The sequence below is a fragment of the Mycobacterium sp. genome, assembly GCF_049585075.1.
Lineage (GTDB): Bacteria > Actinomycetota > Actinomycetes > Mycobacteriales > Mycobacteriaceae > Mycobacterium.
Map to the genome: position 1 here is coordinate 1 of NZ_JBAUZA010000049.1, position 20,523 is coordinate 20,523.

Sequence of the window (20,523 nt, forward strand, 5' to 3'; positions counted from 1 at the left end):
GTGATACCGGCGACCGCGGCGGTGCCGCGAATGATGCACACCTGGTCGGCCTCATAGCGCGCGTCGTGGGCTTGCCACAGCGAGTCGCTGCGCCACCAGCGCCGGACGTCCTTGTCGATGACCGGTACGAAGTTGACGGGCTTGCCGAGCGTCTTGCACAGCGTGACGAAGAACGGCACGTCGGCCGGGTGCAGTTGCACGGTCTCGGCGTCGGGGTAGCGCGCCAGCAAGGCGGCGATGGCCTCGCCGGGGTTCTCCAGCAATGCGGCGTCGCCAAATGAGGTCTCGATCGGACCGTGGTCCTTCGGGTGCAGCCGCGCCTCGGCTCGTTGCAACATCTGCTCGAACCGGTCGCGCCAGGTGTCGGCCAGCCAGGGGCTGCCCGGTGCGGCGGTGTCCGCCGTGCTGGTGCCGTCACCGATGGTCAGCTCGACATAACGCCGCAGCCACTGCAGGTAGGTCATCTCAGCGACGTCGCCGAAGTACGGCTTGGCGGTGACGGCCATCGCCGCGATGATCTCGTCGCGGCGCTCCGCGACAGCCTCCGCGTCTCCGGCGACCTCGTCGAGCAGACGCCCGCAACGCGAAGCGGAGTTGTCGATCTCGTGGATGTCGGCGCCGAGCTGACTGCGGCTGGAAGCCATGCCGCCCTGAGCTTTTCCGGCGCTGATCCAGTGGTCGGTGCCCTGCGTTTCGACGAGCATCCGCTTGACCGACGGCGAGGTGGTGGATTCCAGCGTCGCCATCGCCGCGGTGCCGACGAGAATGCCGTCGACGGGCATCAGCGGGAAGCCGTAGGACTCGGCCCAGCGCCCGGACAGGTATTCGGCCGCCCGCTCGGGGGTGCCGATGCCGCCGCCGACGCAGACGGTGATGTTGGGCCGCGACCGCAACTCCGAGTACGTGGCCAGCAGCAGATCGTCGAGGTCTTCCCAGGAGTGGTGGCCGCCGGCGCGGCCGCCCTCGATGTGCATGATGACCGGCTTGGTCGACACCTCGGTGGCGATGCGGATGACCGAACGGATCTGCTCGACGGTGCCCGGCTTGAACACCACGTGGCTGATCCCGATCTCGTTGAGTTCGTCGATCAGCTCGACGGCCTCTTCGAGCTCGGGAATGCCTGCACTGACAATCAGGCCGTCGATCGGCGCACCGGACTGGCGGGCCTTCTGTACCAATCGTTTTCCGCCGACCTGCAGCTTCCACAGATACGGGTCGAGGAACAGCGCGTTGAACTGGTAGGTCCGGCCGGGTTCAAGCAGCCCGGACAGCTCCTCGATGCGGTCGTTGAAGATCGGTTCGGTGACCTGCCCGCCGCCGGCGAGCTCGGCCCAGTGCCCGGCGTTGGCCGCGGCGGCGACGATCTTGGCGTCGACGGTGGTCGGGGTCATGCCCGCCAGCAGGATCGGCGACCGGCCGGTCAGCCGGGTGAACTTCGTCGAGAGTTTGACTCTGCCGTCGGGCAGGCTGACCACAGACGGGGCGTAGCTCGACCATGGACGGGCCACCTCGGGTACGGCGCCGATCGTGAACAGGTTGCGTTGACCGCCGCGGGTCGCCGCGGGCACGATGCCAATGCCGAGGCCACGGATCACCGGTGCGGTCAGCCGAGTGAGGATGTCGCTTGGTCCCAAATCGAGAATCCAGCGGGCACCTGCCTCGTGGACCTTGACGACCTCGTCCACCCAGTCGACCGGCCGCACCAAAATGGCCTCGGCGAGTGCGCGGGCCAATTCGATATCGAGGCCGACCTTTTCGGCCCAGTCGCCGACGATGTCGATACCGTCGCCGAGACGCGGCGTATGGAAGCCCACCTCGACCTGCACCGGATCGAACTGCGGCGCAAAGACATCGCCGCCGCGGATCTTGTTCTTGCGGTCGGCTTCTTCTTTCTCCGAGATCTGGTTGCAATACAGCTCGAAGCGGGACAGCTGCTCGGGGGTGCCGGTGATGACGACCGAGCGTCGGCCGTTGCGGATCGACAACACGGGCGGCAGGACGGTCCGAACGTCTTGTGAGAAGTCGTCGAGCAGCCGGTAGATGCGCTCTGGGTCAGCGTTGCTGACCGACACCATAGGTGGGCGAGCCCCGAGTACGGAGATTCCGCGCCGCCGGGCAACAAGCGTTCCGGCCGCTCCGATGAGCTGTGCCATCGCCAGCAGTTCGACGTCGCGTTTCCCCGCGGCTTTCAGTGCCTCCACGCCCAGGACGCCTTGCGAGTGACCGACGACTGCCACCGGCGGGGTGGCGGTCAAGTCCATGCCTTGCCGCGCAAGGGTGCGTATAGCGGCGATTTGTGCCAGCAGCACGCCTGGCAACGACACCGCGGCCGAGGTGAGCTGCCTTTCGGATGGAACCGGGTCCTCGGCAGCCAGCTCGCGCACCCAACGCAGCGGCTCGAAGCCGATGGGACGCACGACGACGAGCTCACTGGCGACCGGCTCGAGGAGCATATCCACCTCGCCGACCAGCGTCGCCAGCTCGGATTCGATGCCTGCCGAAGACACCAGTTCTTCGAGCGTCTCCAGCCACGCGCCGCCTTGCCCACCGAACGCGACCGCGTAGGCCTCGCCGGCAGTGAGACGATCAACCAGAGCATGAGTGCCCTGCGTGCCCTCTGGAGCATTTGAGGCCGCCCCGTCGTGGTCCGCCGACACTCGATGGTGCTCGTAGATCGTCACGTGCGTATCTCCTATAGCGGTTATCGCCTTGCGTGCCAGAGCCGCGCTGCCCTGCGGATGTCGTCTAAGTTCTGACCGAACCCCCGGCCCAACTGACCGCATCTCGACTAACCCAGCTTGTGCAGGCCGACCGAGGGCGTCATCGGCTGCTATAAGAGTGTCATAAGAACCGGTGGGAGTTACCTGCGCGAATTGGTTACTGGTGAGTTCTACGCGCGGGTAATGGTGCCCTGGGTAACACTCGGCTCAACCCCAGCCGAGGGCCTGCGGACCAAACCCGCTGGATGCAGGTGGTTACGGTTGAGTAGCAACAACAGCGCAGATCAAGGCAGTATTGTTATGCAATCGTTACCTGAAAAATCAGGGCTCCGTCGGTGGTCCCGGTGCAACCGCCATGATGGGCCGCGCTGCGACCGACCGAAATCAGGCGACCAGATTTGGGTAAACAGATGTTTGCTGGAAACTTACCCGCAGGTCAGCTCAGGCCCACTGGCCGAATTGCGGCTTGCAGATGTTGTTGATGTCCACCCCGACGCCACCGACATTGCGCTTGTCGATCTCGACTTGGTGCAGATTCGCGGCGGGATGGGTGTATCCGCGCGGTGAGCCCCAGTTGTGCTGCCAGAAGTAGGAGCCCAGGCCGTCGTGCAGCGCCCAGTCGATCGTCTTGGAATTGGCGTACACGCCGACTCGTTGGTGGCCCAGCACCGATTCCCAGCCGCGCAGGTAAGGCGCTACCTGTTGCTTGTACTGCTCGAGAGACGGGTCGTCATCGATCGAGGCGTAGATGGGTGCGCCGGCGGGTCCACCGGCGGCGGTGTGCAGCTGCCACCCGCGCTGGGCATGGGTGACGCCCGCGCTTTGCCCGCCTAGCCAGTCCGCTGAGCTCTGCTTGCCGTACTGGTAGCAGGAGACGATCTTGAGGCCGTTCTGGTTGAGGTCGCGGGCCTCGGGCAGTTGGATCGGCTTGCCCAGCATCCAGGCGCCGCCGGGCCGCCGATCCGATACGTACCGGATAGAGCCCACGGCGCCGGCCGCCCTGATCTGGCTGGCGGGGATCACCCCGGCCGCATAGTCCAGCAAGACGCCCAGGCCGTCAGCCGAAGCCCGCGGGGCGTCCAGCGACCCCGCCGCGGCACCGAGACCGATGAGCGCAGGTGTCGCCGCCGCGAATTTCAGCACAGAGCGCCGCGACATAAGCGTCACAGGTCACAGAATACGACAGATGCACCAATTACCACATCAACGCCACTGGTCACATCTGTATCAGCAGCGCCGGACCTGCTCCACCACTTTCGCAAGGTGGCGGTGGCCGAACAACTCGAAACTGGCCACCAAGGCTGCCGGTGCTGCCATCACAACCAGCAGACACACCGTCGTCGAAATACCTGCGGCCGCAAGCCCGACCGCCGCGGCCAACACCAGCAGGCATATCGACACATCGACCGCATAGGACCCATCCCACGTTCGCACCAGCAGCAGGTAGGTACCGAAGACGGTGCAGACGTAGATGCCGACTGGCACCGCCACCGCGGTGACGGTGGCAACCGAGCCGAGCCCCGAGCGGTGTTCGATGTAGTCCGCGGCAGCATGCAGCCCGGCACCGGTGGCGACGATCGATCCGAACAACGCGATGTGTAGGTAGCCGTAGCCGAACGAGCGCTCCCGATGGGCGTGCAGCAGATCGGCGGCCGGCACCACGAAGTAGACCCACCACATACCGAAGGTCAGACCGGTCCCGGCGACGGCGACAAGCACCGCGTCGGTCGTCCAACCCTGCTCTGCGACCACCGCCGACAACGACGCAACCGTTCCCACGACCCCTTCGCCGAGCGCGATGATCGTCAGCAAGGAATTGCGCTCGACGATGTGGTGAGCGTGCCACGGCGTCCCACCCATGCGCTTTTCGGCGAGGAGCGGACCGGTCAGTTCGATCGCGATCATGAGGGCAAACAAGATGAAAGTGACAACTACGGAGGTGTTGGCGACAGCAACGGCAATCCATCCGACCTGTGCCACCGTGATCGCCAACGCGTAGGTCAGGCAGGCCGATCGTCGGTCGGGGTCTTGCTTCGCGGCGCGCGACCACTGGATAACCATCGCAACGCGCATCACTACGTAGCCGGCGACCAGGGCACGGTTGTTGACGTGACGGCCGTCGGCAATCGACAAGAAGACCTGCGGAATACCCAGCGTCAGAACCAGGACGCCCACCATTTGCAGCATCGTGGTCACGCGGTACACCCAGTCGTCGGTGTCATAGGCCGAGGCGAACCAACTGAAGTTGATCCAGGCCCAGCTGACGGCAAAGGTCGCGAATGAGAAGCCGGCCAGCCCGGCCCCGATGTGCCCGGTGGCCAGCATGTGCCCGAATTGCGAGGCGGCTACCCCGAAGGCGATGACGAATGTCAGGTCGAACAGCAGCTCGAGCGGCGTAGCCACCCGATGCGGCTCGTGGGGGTCGCGGCCCGACATCCGGCGGAGTCGGTGCGCGAACGGCGCACTGGTCTGGTGGGTTCCACGTTCGCTCACCCGGACATTCTCACTCTGCTGGAATGCGGCTCGTCGGTGACACAGCCCCAGTACCGGGAAAGGATGCATGTTTCGGTATGTACGATCCTCCCCATGCCGCTGGTCAGTGGTGCAACAGCCGCTGGGTTCAACATTGTTCGGCTGCTCGGGGGCGGACAAACTGGTGAGCTCTATGTAGCTGAACACCCGAGGTTGCCGCGTCAGTACGCCCTCAAGGTTCTGCCGGAGGATTTGTCGGCCGACCCGGAGTATCGCTTCCGGTTCCACCAGGAGTCCGACCAGGCAGCCGCCTTGTCGCACCCCAACATCGTCGGCCTCCACGATCGGGGTGAGTTCGAGGACCGGCTGTGGCTTGCGATGGACTACGTCGACGGCACCGACGCCGCCAAGCTGCTAATCGATACCTACCCCGACGGCATGCCGCCAGACATGGTGATCCAAATAGTCTCTGCGATCGCGGACGCGCTTGATTACGCCCACGAGCACGGGCTGGTGCATCGCTACGTGAATCCGAGCAACATCCTTATCACCGAGCCGGCATCCGGCCGACGACGCATTTTGCTGGCAGGTTTTGGCGTCGCCCGGCGCCCCGAGGAGACCAACAGTTTGACTCGGAGGAACCTTGCCATCGGCACGGTGAGTTACGCAGCCCCCGAGCAGCTGCTGGACGATTCGATCGATGGCCAAGCTGACCAATATGCCTTGGCGTGCACCGCGTTTCACCTGTTGACCGGCTGGCCACCGTTTGCGCACATGAAGCCAACTGTGGTGGTCAGTAAGCACCTCAACGAATCGCCGCCACGGCCAAGCGATATGAAACCCCAGTTGATCTACTTCGACGCGCCCTTCGCCCGCGCACTCATGAAAGCGCCGGCCGAGAGGTTCCCAAATTGCCGAGAATTCGCCAAAGCACTTGAGGCGAGGGGCAACCTGAAGTTGCCGAGCGCTAAAGGCACCTCGGCGGTGACCGCCGTGGAGACCAACAACGCGTCGCCTAGCGAACCAGCGGTATCCGCTAGCCCTCCTGCCGAAGTCGGCGAGGCCGCTGCGACGCCAGATGTGTTGCCAACACCCGAAGTTGACGATTCCGTCGATGCCCCTACTGTGCGACCGGAGTCCGAAGTCGACGAAGCCGACACGCTGGCGGAACCCGACGTATGGAGCGCCGCTCCTGACGACGCATCGATCGCGTCACGCCGTCGTCGGATGCTGCACGCGGCGGCGCTCGGCCTCACCATCGTGGCGGTGGCGCTGGGTGGGATCTTGGGCGTCATGGCTTTGCGCTCGGCGTCTCAGCCCGATGACGCGCCCGCCAATGTCGAAACTTTGTCCCCCGCGACCACCACCCCACCCGCGCGGCCGGCAACAACAACGGCCATCCCGCCGCCGATCGTTAAGGCTCCTCCTCCCGCAACGACCACGCCCCCGAAGGTCACAGCGTCGCCGGCAGCGACGGTCGCTCCGACGGCGACGTCGTCTTCGACGGCACGGGCGCCAGTGCCCGAGACCACGAGGGCACATTCGCAGTCACCGACGACGACTCCATCCGGTTTGGATACTCGGCCTGCTGTCGGCATTCCCTGCGGCGCCCCGGGCGCCATAACGACGTCAAACGCGGGCATGCCCGTTGTCTGTGCGGACACGCCCGGCGGATCCGCGTGGGAACCCCCCGGCGGGTGACCTAACGGTCTGTCATGCCCGCGCGGCCGTCATGTCCATCTCGATCCAGCCCTGACACGGGCCGCTCAAGATATCGGTGTGCATGACGCCGGCAAGTGTTCCGTCGGCTTGGGGCGTGTAGCGCACATTGGATCGGGCCGGATTCCATTGGATCGTGGTATCGGGCATCATGCAGTCCCACTGGAAATCGCTGACTTGTGTCCAAGACGAACCATCCCAGGTGAATTGCACGGGTTGCGGAACCGTCGGATTGCTCGGCGGAGGGCCGCTAATGATCGTGGCTACGCACTTTCCGCCTGTGCAACTCGAGCGGAACCCATAGGTATCGGTGTGCTGGATCTCGGGGTCACCGACGGCCATGCTGGTCCCGGACTTCGGACCAACCATGAACGTGATCGCGTACTCGCCGTTCCACGACGGACTGTCGGCGCCGGCAGTTGGGGAAAGAGACAGCGCCATCATGACCGGCACTGCGCACAAACCGAGGAGGTTCCTCTGACGGTCTGAGGCCATGGGTTTCTCCTCTCGGCCCGCAACTGTTTTGGAAATAGGATGCGCCGCGGCAACCGTGCTGTATACCCCATCTGCCCGTTATTGCTAAGATTATAAAGTTACGGTCAAGGAGGACGTCAGCCCGACGGTGGAGGACCGCGATGGAACACGACCAACTCATCGACTTGACCCGACGGGCCGTGAAGCTGGCACGCGATAAGACAACCGATCTTGCGCCGGCCGAGCATTCGGTCCAGGCGGGCGAGTACACCTCGATTGACCGTCACGAACGCGACGTCGCGATGCTGATGGCCAGCCCACAGCTAGTCGGTTATGTATCCGAGTTGCCGGAGCCGGGAACCTACTGCACCAAGTCGGTGATGGGCCGATCCGTTCTACTCACGAGAACGTCCACCGGTTCGGTCAAGGCGTTTAACAATGTCTGCTTACATCGGCAGTCGCAGGTCGTCACCGGTTGCGGTAAGGCCAAGCGGTTCACCTGCCCGTATCACGCATGGACGTATGACGATAGCGGGCGGTTGGTCGGGCTGCCCGGCCGGGAAGGCTTCCCCGGCGTGCAAGTGAAATCCGACAGCCTGACCGAACTGCCGGCAACCGAATTCGCCGGATTCCTCTGGGTGGCAATCGATCCCGCTGCAACACTGGATATTGCCGCTCACCTGGGTCCGCTGGCCGAAGAACTCGACTCCTGGGGCATCGGCCGGTGGTCTCCGCTCGGCGAGAAGGTGCTCGACACGCCGATCAACTGGAAATTGGCGGTCGACACCTTCTCGGAGAACTACCACTTCGCCACCGTCCACCGGCAAACCTTCGCAACGATCGCACGCAGCAACTGCACGGTGTTCGATTCGTTCGGACCGCATCACCGGTTGATTTTCCCGCTGAACTCAATCCTGGATCTGGAGAACGTTCCCGAAGATCAGTGGGACCCCTTCCAGAACATGGTGGTGATCTATGCGTTGTTTCCGAACATCGTCCTTTCGGTGACCATCGCCAACGGAGAGCTGTTTCGCATCTACCCCGGGGCGGTGCCCGGCAGATCGGTTACCGTTCACCAGAATTCAACGCCGCTGGACATCTCCGAGGAATCTGTGGCGGCAGGCGCCCAGGCTGTCTTCGACTATGCCCATGCCACCGTGCGCGACGAGGACTACCGACTTGTCCAGGGCCTACAGACCAACCTCGAATCCGGCGCGCGCGATCACCTGTTGTTCGGCCGCAATGAGCCTGGACTGCAGCATCGACACAGCTCCTGGGAGGCCTGGACCCCACCGGGGACGTCGTCAGCTGTCGGCCGATAACGCCGCCATCAGCGCATCAACCACATCGCGACAATCCTGCCGATCGATGGCCTGCAACAGCTTTCGTGCTTCTGCGCGACGCCCCGAGGCCGCCAACGATCGGAGCTGGTCGACGAGGCTGGCGTCCTCGGCGGCGGCAGCCAGTACGTCGATCAACTCCCAATCCCGGTACAGCGCAAGCGAGCGCTCATAGAAGGCGAAGCCGGTCACCGGTTCTCCGCGCAGTGTTCCGCTATAGCGATATGGCCCTTCCATGTATTCGATCGGCAGGCCATGCGCCGGGGCAGCTACCAGAGGTTCTCCGGTGAGATCCAATTGCAGTGTGGAACAACGTAACCGGTGGCGGTCGGGCATGAACCGGGCCTGCGCCGGCGGCGGCAGCAGCGGGCGGATCGTATCCGGCCATCGCACGTAGCTGTTGACCGTGACTTCGATGTCCTTCGCGCACTCCGGAGCCATTGCCGGGTCGGGATAACTGGCGGTCACACCCGAGAATGGTTGCAGCGCATTGCCGTCCATCCGGTCAAACTGTCGCCAGATGCTCAGGTCGACGCCGTTGTCCAGGTTGATCGTGCGCCACTCATGCGAACGGGCACGCGGATCTCCCCCGGACCCCCCGCCGCCGGCGTATTTGGGAAACCACTGCCGATCGACGTGGCCTGCGCGGCCGCTGACCCGTTCAGCGAGCTGACCCCAGCGCAGCGTCCCGTGCATCGCCATCCCGGTCTGGAAATACGAGTAGGTGTCGTGCTGGCCGAAGCAGACAATGTTCCCGTTGTAAATGCCCGCGCCGACCGGCACCGGGGCGCGGGTGGGCGTCACGGTCAAGTCCAGTTCCATCGAATTGCCTGCCTGATCCGTACCGCGCAGGCTGACGCGGTAGGTGTAGGGCTGCAGTTCGCCAGCCTCGTCGCGGCACGTCGTCCACGTCACTGCCCCGGCGCTGCTTTCGTAATGGATGTCGAGGTACCCGGCCGCCATGGACAACTTCGGCCGCGCCTCGGGAAGCATGCTCTTCGGGGGCATGTCGTAATCGGTATAGGTGCCGTATGCCCCTGTATCGCAATCGAATAGCGACATGGTGTAGAAGTCGGCGACGATTGACCCGCCAGGACGGTTCTTATTGAAGATTGTCAGGAATGCCAACGAGCGGCCTGTCGCACCGGTCAGCTCGCCCGCAATGAACCACGTGTCGGATTCCTGGTCGGTGTGTTCACCCTCGGCAGCAGGGAAATCTAGCGCTCTGTCGTTGTGCACCAGCCGGAACGGAAATGTGCGCCAGTCGTCAGTCATCTCGCCCCTCGGAGACATCGATCGCGTCGTATTTGTCCTCGCCGAGGAACTCACGCACCTTGTCGATGTGGTCATCGGCGCCGAGCTCCAGTGTTTCGGCGGCCAGCCCATAGTCGATGATCGCGATCGCCGCCTGAGCCAGGTGCTTGGAGAACGCGCGCTTGGTGGTCTGCAGCGCCCGGGCCGGCTGGGCCGCCAGCCGCGCGGCCAACTGCAGCGCCTCATCCATCAGCGTATCGGCGGTGGTCACGCGATTGGCCAGGCCCAAAGTCACCGCCAACTCGGCTGGAATGCGTTCGCCGGTGTAGATGTATTCCTTGGCCCGGATCAGGCTGGTCATATACGGCCACAGCAACGCCCCGCCGTCGCCGGCGGTCAGACCGATCGAGACATGTGGATCGCACAAATAGCTGCGCTCGGACATCAACACCAGGTCGCAACACAGCGCCAGCGATGCACCAAGCCCGACGGCCGGACCATTGACCGCCGCGACGACTGGCAGCCGGAAGTTGATCATCGCGTTGAGGATGTCCGACGCCTGCGCCGAGATGTCATACCGGAGGCTAAGGGAGCGGTGCTGGGCTTTCAAGAACGCGAAATCGCCTCCGCCGCTGAAGGTTTTACCGGCACCGGTGAGCACCACGCAGCGGGCTTCGGTGTCCCGCTCCAACTCGCGCCATACGTCGAGCAGCTTGTGGTGCAGGGTCGCGTCGATGACATTGTGAGCATCTGGGCGGTTGATCGTGACGATCCGTACGGCGCCGTCCGTTGTCACCCGAAGTTCGTCGCTCACAGTCGCTCAGATAGGCCTTCACTATTGACCCGAGGCTCATGCCGGGCGCCCTGGCTTTTTTGCTATGTTAGCATCAATAGCGAAGTTGCCGTCGCCTTTTCAGAGGTGGAGCCTCCATGTCGGATAACCGTGACCACCGTTGCTACGACCAGCTTTTCATCGGGGGACACTGGCGCAAGCCGTCCACTGAGCAACGGATAACCGTCATCTCCCCGCATTCCGAAAAGCCGGTCGGGGACGTGTCCGCTGCCACTCCAGCCGACGTCGACGCCGCCGTCATCGCCGCGCGAGACGCTTTCGACCGTGGCCCGTGGCCCCGGCTTGACCCAAGCGAGCGGATGCGCAAGGTGGAAGAGCTCGCGACCATCTACTCCGGCCATCTCGACGAGATGGCAGACCTGATCACCGACGAGATGGGTTCGCCACGCAGTTTCAGCAGGCTCGGCCAAGCGGCGGCCGCGGCGTCGTTGATTCATCTGGCGCTGGCTGTTGCCCGCCACTTCCCCTGGGCCGAACGCCGCCAAGGGGTGCTCGGCGAAGTACACCTGCGCCGAGCACCGGTTGGCGTGGTCGGGGCGATTGTGCCGTGGAACGTGCCGCAATTCCTGATCATGCCCAAACTGATTCCCGCCCTGATCGCGGGTTGCACTGTCATCGTCAAGCCTGCACCCGAAACTCCTTTGGATGCTTTGTGGTTGGCCGAGATGATCGAGCAACTGGACCTGCCTGATGGTGTGGTGTCGGTTCTCCCCGGCGGGACTGATGTGGGCGAGGCGCTGGTGCGCCATCGAGGTGTGGACAAGATCGCGTTCACTGGGTCGAGCGCTGTCGGACGCCGGATCGCCACGCTGTGCGGCGAGCAGCTCAAGCGGGTCAGCCTAGAACTCGGCGGCAAGTCGGCGGCGATCATTCTCGACGATGCCGACATCGACAAGACGGTCAAAGGCCTCAAGAGTGCGAGCCTGATGAACAATGGCCAGGCCTGCGTCGCGCAGACTCGCATCCTGGTCAGCGAACGGCGTCGTGACGAGGTCGTCGACGCGCTGGCCGACATGATGTCGGGCCTCCAGGTGGGCGATCCGTCTTCTGAGACGACCGACGTCGGACCGCTGGTGGCTCAACGGCAACAAGCTCGGGTGCAGGACTACATCCGGTCTGGAGTGAAAGAGGGCGCCCGGATCATCCTTGGCGGCGAGGATTCTCCGAGCGAACGAGGCTGGTACGTGCGGCCGACTCTGTTCGCCGACGCCACCAACGACATGCGCATCGCGCGCGAGGAGATCTTCGGTCCGGTGCTGAGCGTGCTGACTTACCGCGATGAAGAGGATGCGATCCGCATCGCCAACGACAGCGACTATGGTCTGGCCGGATCGGTGTGGACCGCCGATGTCGCACACGGCCTCGAGGTTGCCGCGGGTGTGCGCGCCGGCACCTACGGCATCAACATGTACACACTCGATATCGGCAGCCCGTTCGGTGGTTTCAAGCAATCGGGGATCGGGCGCGAGTTCGGCCCGGAGGGCCTGCACGAGTACGTCGAGCTGCAGTCGGTGGTCAGCAAGGGGGCGATGCCCCCACTGGCGGGTTCTTAGGACACAACAGTCACACCAGTCTCCGTGGCTTTGGGTTGCTCGATGTGCCCGCCTTGTAGCGATAAAATCGTGACACGCATTAGGTGTCGCTCCGAGGCGGGCACATCGTCACATCCTTCTCGGACGAGGCTGCTGTGCCGGATGTGACTGCCTCAGTTGCCTCAGCCGCGTCCCAATTACCGGCCGACAGCCGGGTTGCGGTCAAGCCGGGCAAGTAGTTTCGATGGCCTCAACGGTTCACGCGGAATCGCTTGTGCCGTGATCTTGCTCCGGATACCAATTCGACTCGGCTCCTTGGCAACTGAAGGTGGTCTGCCAGTAGCCGGGTGACCGCGTCGTTGGCCTTGCCGTCGACCGCCCGCTCGCGGATGTAAATTGTCAGCTCACCGTTGGGGCCGACCTCGATAAGGGGCCCCTTACGACTGCCGGGCTTGACCTTCACGGCGACGGAGTCGACCATGCCGCGTAAGGCTACCGTCAGACGGGGCGCAAGGCTCGTATCGCAAGAATGGACGACCTATGAACGTGATTCGCGTCAAGCGCGTCCCGGAGTTCAAGGGCGAGGACGTTGTGTTGTTGGCTGTGAACTGCGCTAGTAGCAGGTTCGAGTTTACCTCTTGCGATCGTTGGGCGATTGCCAGCTGGGGTTGCGGCCAAGCCGGGCAATAAGTTTCGATTGCACATCGGCGTGGTCATCTACCGCGACCGGATCGTCGAACATTCCCGAACCGCTCAGCGCCAGCGGGCCATTCGGCAGGGCAGCGTAAAACTGCTCGCACCACCGGGCATCCAGCCGGTCGTCGGCGCCCACCGCCCGGGCAAGGTCCCAGGTGTGCACCAACACATCGCGGGTCAGGTTCGGCACCACCGCGATCGCATCCAGTTGACCGGACTCGAACACCTTTACCAGTTGGTCGTACGTCAGCTGCCAACGCAGCTGTGGATCATCGCGTGGGCGGTCGGGCTTGAGTCCCAGCGGTCGCAACAGCAGCACGTCGTGAAAACCGATGACGTGCTCCAGCACTCCCCGGGCATCCCAGGCATCGCATGGCGACCGCCGATCCCATTTGCCGTCCGCCGCGCGAACCGAATCGCCGAATCTTCGGCACACCGCCAGATGCCGTTCGCCCAAGCCCTCGGCCATCGCAGCTACCCCGGCAGTTGCAGGGTGAGCTCGACCGGACAGCACAGCTCACCGCGCTGGTTGGTCACGTCAATCTGCACATCGAGCAGGTAGCGCGGCGGGTCGACGCCTGCGTCACAACGCTTGGCAACAACGCGTCCCCGGCCCACCATCGTGTCGCCGGCATAGATCGAGCCGGTCAACCTCAGCTTGCGTCGCACAACCCGGCTATCCGGCCCGGCCCAATCGGTCGCGATGCGGTCGGCGAAGCCGGCGAGATGCATGGTGTTGACGAAAATCGTTGGATGTCCTTGGCTTTCGGCGTAAGCAGGATCGAAGTGGCCCGGAAAGTAATCCCACGTCGCTCCCGAATTCATCACTACCCGCTGATAGCTGATCTCATCGCGTACCTGGGGCAGATCAAGCGGAACGCTGATCGCGTCCCAGTCCGCAGGGCGGGTCATGACGGCGTATCGGGGGTGAAGCGGAACAAGGTATTCCGATTGGTGGCCACCACCGCTCCGTCTTGGCGGGTATACGTGTCCAATGTCTCGACGAAATGGCCGACTCCGAGCCGGGTTCGTTTCTCCGGTGAAACCGACACGACTTGCTCGACGACGGTGAGCCGATCGCCCTCAAAGATGGGCAGCGGAAATTCGGCCTCGTTAGCCGCATTGATAAAGGTGGTGCCGGGCAACGGCACCCGCAGCGCGCTTGCCGACATCGGCAGCCGCTCGGTCGGCTCCCACGGCAGCGGGGTCAACCAGCCCATCAGCAGCGCGGGCGGCGCCAACAATCCTCCCCAGGTGCGCGTGGCGAACTCGGCGTCCCAATATGACGGGTTTCCGTCGCGTACCGTGGCGGCGAACATTTGGATCCGCGCCGCGCTGACCACGGTTCCCGCAGTTCTTGGCTCGCTCGTTAGACCAACCATCTGCAGCGCGTCCGCGTAGGTACCGAACGCCAGCTGGTAGCTGATGGGTTTTGTCATTCAGGGCGTCCGCTTCTGTCACACCGTGACTGAATGTCCATTCGACACCGAATCCCATTGCAGCTCACGGGACGTGAAGTACCAGCCGCCCCGTTCGTAGATGAGTTGGTCCCGATAGGTTCCGGTGGCACGCAAGGCGGTAGCGCCATCACCGCTGGCGCCGAAAAGCAATGCGACGCAACGCTGCGTCGCATTGACGCCGTCGACGGTGATTTCATGATCGACGGTGACCAGCCGTCCGCTGCCGCCCTCGAAGGCAGCGCTCAGGTCGGTGAATTCCTCCCCGTCGCGGGTGAATCGGGCACCGGTGTGACGAAACGTCGCGATCCAGCCGTTGCGATCACCATCGGAATAGCACCGGTTGTGCTGCGCGACCAGATTCAGAATGGCGTCGCGTCCCGCCGCGCCGTCGAGGACGTACTGCTGCTGGTAAGTCATGGCCATTTGTTCTCTCCCTGTTCTAACGACTGACGATGTATCCGTGGCTTTCTCGGTCCCACGCCCCGGGTCCGATGCCTCGGGCGCGCAGGACGTCTTTGCGGACCCGCCCGATAATGGTCTTGGGCAGCTCGCTAACGGTCTCCACGTATCGTGGCACACAGAAGTACGGCATCCGGGCGCTGCAAAAGTCAAGCAGCTCAGGGTAATCCAGCGTGCAGTCGGGTCGTAGCGCAACCACCAGCAGGATGTCGTCTTCGCCGAGGTCGCTCGGCACGCCGACCGCCGCCGCCTCGAGCACCGATGGATGACTCAACACGACGGTCTCGACCTCGACCGAGGAAATGTTCTCGCCACGGCGCCGCAGCGAATCCTTCACTCGGTCCACGTAAGTCAGGTTCCGGTCGCTGTCGAGCACGCCGAGGTCGCCGGTGCGAAACCACGGCGGGTGCCGGTCGATGCCACCATCACCGTTCACATACCCTTCGCTCATCACATATGGATAGCGCGGCCGGCAGGCGATCTCCCCGACCGATCCGTCCGGAAGCGGGTCGCCCTCCGGGTTGACAATCCGCACGTCGAAACTGGGATTGGGCCGGCCTGATGTCCCTGGCACGCCGTCCTCGGCAACACCTTTCACCGCGATCGGGAAGGCTTCAGTCATCCCGTACATGGTGACGATCCGGCAGCTGTAGCGCTTTTCGATGTCGCGATATACCGACGCGTCAATCGGCGCCGCGGAGATGAACCGCAGCGGCAACTGCGCGTCATGGGGATCGGGCGGCTGATTCCACAGCATCGAGACCATCGCGCCTGCACCGGCAAATCCGACAGCGCCGCAGGCGCGCACCTCATCCCATACCGTCGCCGGGTGAAACGTCGGCGCCAGCACGGTTGTCCCGCCGACCAGCATCGGCGCCAGCACAGACGGCGCCGCGCTGAGATGAAACAGCGGCATCGCCGTCCACAACACCTCGCCGGCTCCGAACTCCCAAGCTGACGCAGCTGTCGCAGCCGTGCTGAACAGGTAATGCCATGTGGTGGCAACAGCTTTCGAAGCCCCAGTTGTGCCCGACGTGAAGAACAGCGACCCGACATCCCCGACGCCACCGACGTACTCCTCCGCGACGCCGGTGGCCTCCAGCACCCCGTCCGGCGAATCACCCTGCACGACAACGCTGCTAAGCTCCGGCAGGTGTTCAGCCACCTCAGCGACTCTGGGTCGCCGTTCGGTATCGGTAATCACTGCCTTTGCCCGCGACACGCGAAGCGCGTGCAGGAGGAAGTCACCCTTATTGGCGGCGTTGACCGCCGCGGTCACCGCGCCGATACGCGCGGCACCTAACCAGAAATAGATCCATTCCGGACACGTCGCGGTGAACAACGCAACGCAATCTCCCGGCCGGATACCCAAGTCCACCAAAGCGCTGGCCGCTGCGCAGGACCGCCGCCGCATCTGCTCGAAGGTCACGTCGAGCCCGGCGATCGACATCAGCACCCGGTCGGGGAACTGCTCGGCACGACGATCGAGAACCGCCGCGACGCTGAACCGCTCGACGCCGAAATCTGCTGGGCTGATGGGTTTTCCGCCGCAAGCGGGTGCCGACCCAGCCGGCACGCGGGACATCGGGCTCCTTCTCAGACCTGGGCAGCCGCCGGGTCAGGCTCACCGTCAGCGGTGTAACCGAAGTCGTTCGGCGAAGCCTGTTCGTCCGGGTAGAAGCGGTGCGCCCAGCGGCGAAGGGCCGCATAGTCGTGGGCCTCCTCCGGTGCGAGGTTCGGCTTCTCCAGGTATTTCATGTTCTCCCAGGTGAAGAAGTCCTGCTTGATGACTTCCTGCTGCAGGGCAAGGAAACGCGCAGCGCGGCCGGTGGGCTTGTCGCCGGTGTCTCCCGGCTCGCGGATAGATGCCTGCGTGTAGAAGTAGTCGGTGTAGTCCTCGTCGACCGGAGTCTGCCCGGTGACTTGGCAGGTGGCCACCAACTCGCTGGGGAAGCGAACAACGCCCAACCCGAGCGAGTAGTTGTCGTAGATGATCTTGGCGTCGACCGGCCCGTTCGGGGTCAACCAGGTCTGCGCCCGGCCACCGCCGAAATGGGCGTTGACGGTGGCGTGCAGGTGATAGCCGGACACCTCGAACGACGCGGTGGTGGCGGGGTTGGCGGCCTTGTGCACGTATTGCACGTGATAAGGGTCAGCTGCGTTCTCGATGATCATCTGTGCGTGCACCTTGACGCGGTTGACCATCCGGGTGTGCGGGTGCAACGGGTAGTACTCGTCGGTCTCCAATTCGGCCAGCACCGGTGGTTGCCAGTACGGCGCTCGGCCGTGCCGCTCGTGCCAAACCAGGATGAAGCCATACCACTCCGCGCTGTGGTAGGTGCGGACGCGGACGTTGTTCTTGCAGCCGATCTTGCTGTACGGGATCAACGCGTTGGTGCCGTCGCCACGCCACCGCCATCCGTGCCAGGGGCAGACGATGTTCTCCCCCTCGACGGTGCCGCCGACGCCCATGTGGGCGCCCAGGTGTTGGCAGTAGGCGTCCAGCACGTTCAACTGGCCGGACTCGGTGCGAAACAGCACCATCTCCTGGCCGAAGTAGTGAGCTCGTTTGACCTCGCCGGCCGCCAGGTCCGAGGCGAAACCGATGATGAACCACCCGGTCGGGAACCGGTACGGCGACAGGCTGATGCCGCTCGTCCCGAACTCGCGTTCCGACGGGTCTATGGAGGAGTCCGAAACCGTGTCCGTCACTTCCCTCTCCGTTCCCGCGCATCTCGGTCGCCCACGGCAGCGTTAGTACTCGCCGCACCTGGACGACTTGGGTCTATTTTTACTATTTTAAGCATTGAACGTCAACGCGCGGCGCCGGCCGGGCCTAGTGGCTGGTGTGGCGTCCGAAAGTGAATCGAGGTTCTGGATGACGGCTGCGGCAGTCGATCTGTCCGATTTTTCATTGTGGCGCAACGGCTTTCCCGATGCGCTGTTCACCGGGCTACGGCACAACAGGCCACTGTTCCGCCACGAGTTAACGCCTGGCGTTGCCAAAACTGTGCAGCGGGATTTCTGGGTGGCCACCAAGCACCGGCACGCGGTCCGCTTGCACCGTGATGCCGACTCGTTCACCGCAGTTGACGGCCCACTCATTGCGCCTGCCGACCTGTTCTCGTCATATCCGACCATCATCAACATGGACCCGCCGGAACAACCCAAGCACCGCAGGCTCATCTCGAGTGCGTTCACCCCGCGGGCGATTGCCAGGCTTGAAGAAGGCATCCGGGCGCGCGCCGCGCGGATGATCGACCAGTTGCTCGCCCGCGGTGGCGGAGACTGGATCGCCGACGTGGCCGACGCGCTGCCGATGACCGTCATCGGCGACATCATCGGCATACCGGAAGACGATCGGCCACGGATCTTCGACGCGTTCGATCACATTTTGAAGGCACAGGCAGCACAGTCGCGGCTGAGCCGTCAGAACCTAATCGAGCTCTACGCCACGATCTTTGGGTACGCGATGGAGCTCACCGCCGAGAAGCGGCGCAATCCCGCCGACGACATCTGGAGCACGATCGCGTCCGCCGTCATCACCGGTGATGCCGGCGAGCAGTTCCGGCTACCCGAGAACGAACTCGAATTCTTCTTCTTCGTGCTCGCGTTCGCCGGCAGCGACACAACGAAGAACGCGCTGGCCATCGGCGTGCAAGCTTTCGTCGCGAATCCTGAGCAGATCGACCGGTATCGCGAGGAGGAAGCGCTGCGGCCCAGCGCGGTCGAGGAGGTGCTGCGCTGGGCGACGCCGGTGGCGTACTGGACGCGCACCGCCAAGGTCGATATCGAGATGGACGGTCAGCACATCCCCAAGGGTGATCGCGTGGTCTCAATGCTGCGGTCGGCCAACCGCGACGAGGAGGTCTTCGACCAACCGTTCAGCTTCGACATCGCTCGCCAACCCAATCCGCATGTCGCATTCGGCGGCGGCGGTGCCCATCATTGTCTGGGCGCGATGCTGGCGCGCGCCGAACTCCGCGCAGTACTCGACGAACTGCTGCTGCGCTGCGACGACATCACCCTCGGTCCCGCCGAGGTGGCCTACCCCAACCTGACCACCAACATGTCGATCTACGACGAGATGGCCATATCACTGAAGGCACGGTAACTAATCGACGATTCGCAGCGCGGCCTTTGGGCACTGGTCGACCGCGGCGCGCGCGTCGATTTCCAAATGCTCGGGAACTTCGCCCTCCGCGACGTGCACAATCTCGGCGTCCCCGATCTCGAAGATGTCCGGCGCCAACGATTCGCAGAACCCATTTGCCTCGCACAACGTCTCGTCAACGATCACTCGCATCGAATGCCCCTCCTCCTATAGCCCGGTTCCTCCTCGGGCCGCTTCTCGGCCCGCATCGTCTCCGGGCGTCGTCACAGACCCTTGGGCCGGGTGCCGATTATCCCGGCTGATGCCAGACGCGCGAGGTCTTGATCGGTGAGCCCGCACAAATCACGCAGCACCTCTCCATTGTGCTCGCCGAGCGTCGGCGGCGGACGCTTGAGCCAGTTGCGCCGCCCGTCGAGCGGCGCGAATGGCGGCCGCGGATAGCGCCCCGCGCCGGTGCGCGGGTGGTCGAGCGGCTCGAGAAATTTCCGGTCGCCCAGTTGCGGGTTCTCGGTGATCAGCGACGGCGACACGACAGGCGCAGCGGGAATACCCACGCCGGCAAGGCTTTCCACTGCGCAGCGCAGATCCTCGCCGGAGAACCAGTCCTGCAGCCGACGGTCGATGTCGTCGGCCCCCTCTCGCCGCCCGACCACGGTGCCGAAGCGGTGGTCGTCGTCCGTCCACGACGGCCGGCCCATCAAATCGACGAGCGCGCGCCACTGGTCGTCGGTGCACACGGTGACGGCGATCCAATCGTCGTCGCCCGCGCAGCGGTAGAGATTCTGGATGGCCGAGCCATGACCTCGGTTGCCCCGGCGGCTCAGCGTGACTCCGAATACCTCGGCCTCCATCGGCTGAATCGCGGTGGCGTTCATCACCGTTTCGATCATCGGCAGCTCCACGAGCTGACCGTGACCAGTGCGCTCGGCGAAGTTCAGTGCGGCCAGCACCGCGAACGCGGCGTGGACGCCGGCCAGCGGATCACACGCTCCCCTGGGCGGGACGGGCGGACCGTCGGGCAAGCCCGTTACCCAGGCCAGCCCCGCGATCTGTTCCATGGTGGGCGCGAAACCGACCCGGTCGCGCCACGGACCATCCAGCCCGAACGCCGGCATCCGCGCGATCACCAGCCGCGGGTTCACCGCCAGCAAGGCGTCCGCAGTGAGCCCGAAGTGATCCATCACCCGCGCGGAGAAATTCTCGATCACCACATCGGCGTCGACGACTAAGTCGGTGAACAGCCGACGGCCTTCGTCAGACCCCAAATCCAGAGTGACCGAGCGCTTGTTGGTGTTCATGGCGTGGAACACCCAGCCGTACTCCCACCAATCTTCGACGTCCTTGCGCATTCCACCCGAATACCGAATGCCGTCGGGACGCTGTATCGACTCCACCTTGATGACGTCGGCGCCGAACGCGGCGAGCAGATG

19 protein-coding genes are annotated in these 20,523 nt (G+C 64.1%); 4 read left to right on the forward strand and 15 right to left on the reverse strand.

Going from position 1 to position 20,523, the window contains the following annotated elements; translation table 11 throughout:
* The 3 genes from WB785_RS02340 to WB785_RS02350 form a co-directional block, all read right to left on the reverse strand.
* On the reverse strand, positions 1 to 2,681 hold a 2,681-nt coding region (locus WB785_RS02340; protein WP_424077087.1), incomplete at its 3' end, for a fatty acid synthase subunit beta domain-containing protein.
* A gap of 480 nt (positions 2,682 to 3,161) precedes the next feature.
* On the reverse strand, positions 3,162 to 3,878 hold the full coding sequence (locus tag WB785_RS02345; protein WP_424077104.1) for a glycoside hydrolase domain-containing protein: 717 nt from the start codon (positions 3,876 to 3,878) through the stop codon (positions 3,162 to 3,164).
* Between the two features lie 69 nt (positions 3,879 to 3,947).
* Complete coding sequence (locus tag WB785_RS02350; protein ID WP_424077105.1) at positions 3,948 to 5,156, reverse strand: low temperature requirement protein A; 1,209 nt, start codon at positions 5,154 to 5,156, stop codon at positions 3,948 to 3,950.
* A gap of 150 nt (positions 5,157 to 5,306) precedes the next feature.
* On the opposite strand from WB785_RS02350, the gene WB785_RS02355 reads away from it, so the two are divergent.
* Entirely contained in the window at positions 5,307 to 6,893 is a 1,587-nt protein-coding gene (locus WB785_RS02355) for a protein kinase domain-containing protein (RefSeq protein ID WP_424077088.1), read from the forward strand.
* 12 nt (positions 6,894 to 6,905) lie between these two features.
* Here WB785_RS02355 and WB785_RS02360 read toward each other — a convergent pair whose 3' ends face one another.
* Positions 6,906 to 7,406, reverse strand: a complete 501-nt coding sequence (locus WB785_RS02360; protein WP_424077089.1) for a hypothetical protein — start codon at positions 7,404 to 7,406, stop codon at positions 6,906 to 6,908.
* 140 nt (positions 7,407 to 7,546) lie between these two features.
* Here WB785_RS02360 and WB785_RS02365 point away from each other — a divergent pair, with 140 nt between their 5' ends.
* Positions 7,547 to 8,707, forward strand: a complete 1,161-nt coding sequence (locus tag WB785_RS02365) for an aromatic ring-hydroxylating oxygenase subunit alpha (protein ID WP_424077090.1) — start codon at positions 7,547 to 7,549, stop codon at positions 8,705 to 8,707.
* Here WB785_RS02365 and WB785_RS02370 read toward each other — a convergent pair.
* Complete coding sequence (locus tag WB785_RS02370) at positions 8,690 to 10,000, reverse strand: lipocalin-like domain-containing protein (RefSeq protein ID WP_424077091.1); 1,311 nt, start codon at positions 9,998 to 10,000, stop codon at positions 8,690 to 8,692. The genes WB785_RS02365 and WB785_RS02370 overlap by 18 nt on opposite strands.
* A complete protein-coding gene (locus WB785_RS02375; protein ID WP_424077092.1) occupies positions 9,993 to 10,793 on the reverse strand; it encodes an enoyl-CoA hydratase/isomerase family protein in 801 nt (266 codons plus the stop codon). The genes WB785_RS02370 and WB785_RS02375 overlap by 8 nt, the downstream gene beginning before the upstream one ends.
* Before the next feature lie 116 nt (positions 10,794 to 10,909).
* Here WB785_RS02375 and WB785_RS02380 point away from each other — a divergent pair, with 116 nt between their 5' ends.
* The gene (locus tag WB785_RS02380; protein WP_424077093.1) at positions 10,910 to 12,385 is read left to right on the forward strand and encodes an aldehyde dehydrogenase; all 1,476 of its coding nucleotides are present in this window, start codon (positions 10,910 to 10,912) and stop codon (positions 12,383 to 12,385) included.
* Positions 12,386 to 12,614: 229 nt separating this feature from the next.
* Here the strand turns inward: WB785_RS02380 and WB785_RS02385 are convergent, their stop codons facing one another.
* The 7 genes from WB785_RS02385 to WB785_RS02415 form a co-directional block, all read right to left on the reverse strand.
* Complete coding sequence (locus WB785_RS02385; RefSeq protein ID WP_424077094.1) at positions 12,615 to 12,845, reverse strand: DUF167 domain-containing protein; 231 nt, start codon at positions 12,843 to 12,845, stop codon at positions 12,615 to 12,617.
* A 150-nt stretch (positions 12,846 to 12,995) separates the two neighbouring features.
* Complete coding sequence (locus WB785_RS02390; RefSeq protein ID WP_424077095.1) at positions 12,996 to 13,529, reverse strand: maleylpyruvate isomerase N-terminal domain-containing protein; 534 nt, start codon at positions 13,527 to 13,529, stop codon at positions 12,996 to 12,998.
* 5 nt (positions 13,530 to 13,534) lie between these two features.
* Positions 13,535 to 13,972, reverse strand: coding sequence for a MaoC/PaaZ C-terminal domain-containing protein (locus tag WB785_RS02395; protein WP_424077096.1), 438 nt, complete (start codon positions 13,970 to 13,972; stop codon positions 13,535 to 13,537).
* A complete protein-coding gene (locus tag WB785_RS02400; RefSeq protein WP_424077097.1) occupies positions 13,969 to 14,499 on the reverse strand; it encodes an FAS1-like dehydratase domain-containing protein in 531 nt (176 codons plus the stop codon). The genes WB785_RS02395 and WB785_RS02400 overlap by 4 nt, the downstream gene beginning before the upstream one ends.
* 18 nt (positions 14,500 to 14,517) lie before the next feature.
* The gene (locus tag WB785_RS02405) at positions 14,518 to 14,943 is read right to left on the reverse strand and encodes a nuclear transport factor 2 family protein (protein WP_424077098.1); all 426 of its coding nucleotides are present in this window, start codon (positions 14,941 to 14,943) and stop codon (positions 14,518 to 14,520) included.
* A gap of 16 nt (positions 14,944 to 14,959) precedes the next feature.
* Positions 14,960 to 16,564, reverse strand: a complete 1,605-nt coding sequence (locus WB785_RS02410) for an AMP-binding protein (RefSeq protein WP_424077099.1) — start codon at positions 16,562 to 16,564, stop codon at positions 14,960 to 14,962.
* 11 nt (positions 16,565 to 16,575) lie between these two features.
* Positions 16,576 to 17,691: an aromatic ring-hydroxylating oxygenase subunit alpha gene (locus tag WB785_RS02415; protein WP_424077100.1), complete on the reverse strand. Its 1,116-nt coding sequence runs from the start codon at positions 17,689 to 17,691 to the stop codon at positions 16,576 to 16,578.
* Positions 17,692 to 17,857: 166 nt separating this feature from the next.
* Between WB785_RS02415 and WB785_RS02420 the strand changes: the two genes are divergently transcribed.
* Positions 17,858 to 19,093 carry a cytochrome P450 gene (locus WB785_RS02420; RefSeq protein WP_424077101.1) on the forward strand — a complete coding sequence of 412 codons (1,236 nt, stop codon included), beginning with the start codon at positions 17,858 to 17,860 and terminating at the stop codon, positions 19,091 to 19,093.
* Here WB785_RS02420 and WB785_RS02425 read toward each other — a convergent pair whose 3' ends face one another.
* Together WB785_RS02425 and WB785_RS02430 are read right to left on the reverse strand one after the other, a co-directional pair.
* Entirely contained in the window at positions 19,094 to 19,285 is a 192-nt protein-coding gene (locus WB785_RS02425) for a ferredoxin (protein WP_424077102.1), read from the reverse strand.
* A 71-nt stretch (positions 19,286 to 19,356) separates the two neighbouring features.
* Positions 19,357 to 20,523 (reverse strand): CaiB/BaiF CoA transferase family protein (locus WB785_RS02430; RefSeq protein WP_424077103.1); only part of this gene is annotated, 1,167 nt, incomplete at its 5' end.

Coding starts and splice junctions, on each gene's coding strand:
- WB785_RS02405 (WP_424077098.1), bottom strand. CDS start 14,943: ATGGCCATGACTTACCAGCAGCAGTACGTCCTCGACGGCGCGGCGGGA.
- WB785_RS02350 (WP_424077105.1), bottom strand. CDS start 5,156: ATGTCGGGCCGCGACCCCCACGAGCCGCATCGGGTGGCTACGCCGCTC.
- WB785_RS02425 (WP_424077102.1), bottom strand. CDS start 19,285: ATGCGAGTGATCGTTGACGAGACGTTGTGCGAGGCAAATGGGTTCTGC.
- WB785_RS02345 (WP_424077104.1), bottom strand. CDS start 3,878: ATGTCGCGGCGCTCTGTGCTGAAATTCGCGGCGGCGACACCTGCGCTC.
- WB785_RS02360 (WP_424077089.1), bottom strand. CDS start 7,406: ATGGCCTCAGACCGTCAGAGGAACCTCCTCGGTTTGTGCGCAGTGCCG.
- WB785_RS02395 (WP_424077096.1), bottom strand. CDS start 13,972: ATGACCCGCCCTGCGGACTGGGACGCGATCAGCGTTCCGCTTGATCTG.
- WB785_RS02420 (WP_424077101.1), top strand. CDS start 17,858: ATGACGGCTGCGGCAGTCGATCTGTCCGATTTTTCATTGTGGCGCAAC.
- WB785_RS02380 (WP_424077093.1), top strand. CDS start 10,910: ATGTCGGATAACCGTGACCACCGTTGCTACGACCAGCTTTTCATCGGG.
- WB785_RS02400 (WP_424077097.1), bottom strand. CDS start 14,499: ATGACAAAACCCATCAGCTACCAGCTGGCGTTCGGTACCTACGCGGAC.
- WB785_RS02370 (WP_424077091.1), bottom strand. CDS start 10,000: ATGACTGACGACTGGCGCACATTTCCGTTCCGGCTGGTGCACAACGAC.
- WB785_RS02365 (WP_424077090.1), top strand. CDS start 7,547: ATGGAACACGACCAACTCATCGACTTGACCCGACGGGCCGTGAAGCTG.
- WB785_RS02385 (WP_424077094.1), bottom strand. CDS start 12,845: ATGGTCGACTCCGTCGCCGTGAAGGTCAAGCCCGGCAGTCGTAAGGGG.
- WB785_RS02410 (WP_424077099.1), bottom strand. CDS start 16,564: ATGTCCCGCGTGCCGGCTGGGTCGGCACCCGCTTGCGGCGGAAAACCC.
- WB785_RS02355 (WP_424077088.1), top strand. CDS start 5,307: ATGCCGCTGGTCAGTGGTGCAACAGCCGCTGGGTTCAACATTGTTCGG.
- WB785_RS02390 (WP_424077095.1), bottom strand. CDS start 13,529: ATGGCCGAGGGCTTGGGCGAACGGCATCTGGCGGTGTGCCGAAGATTC.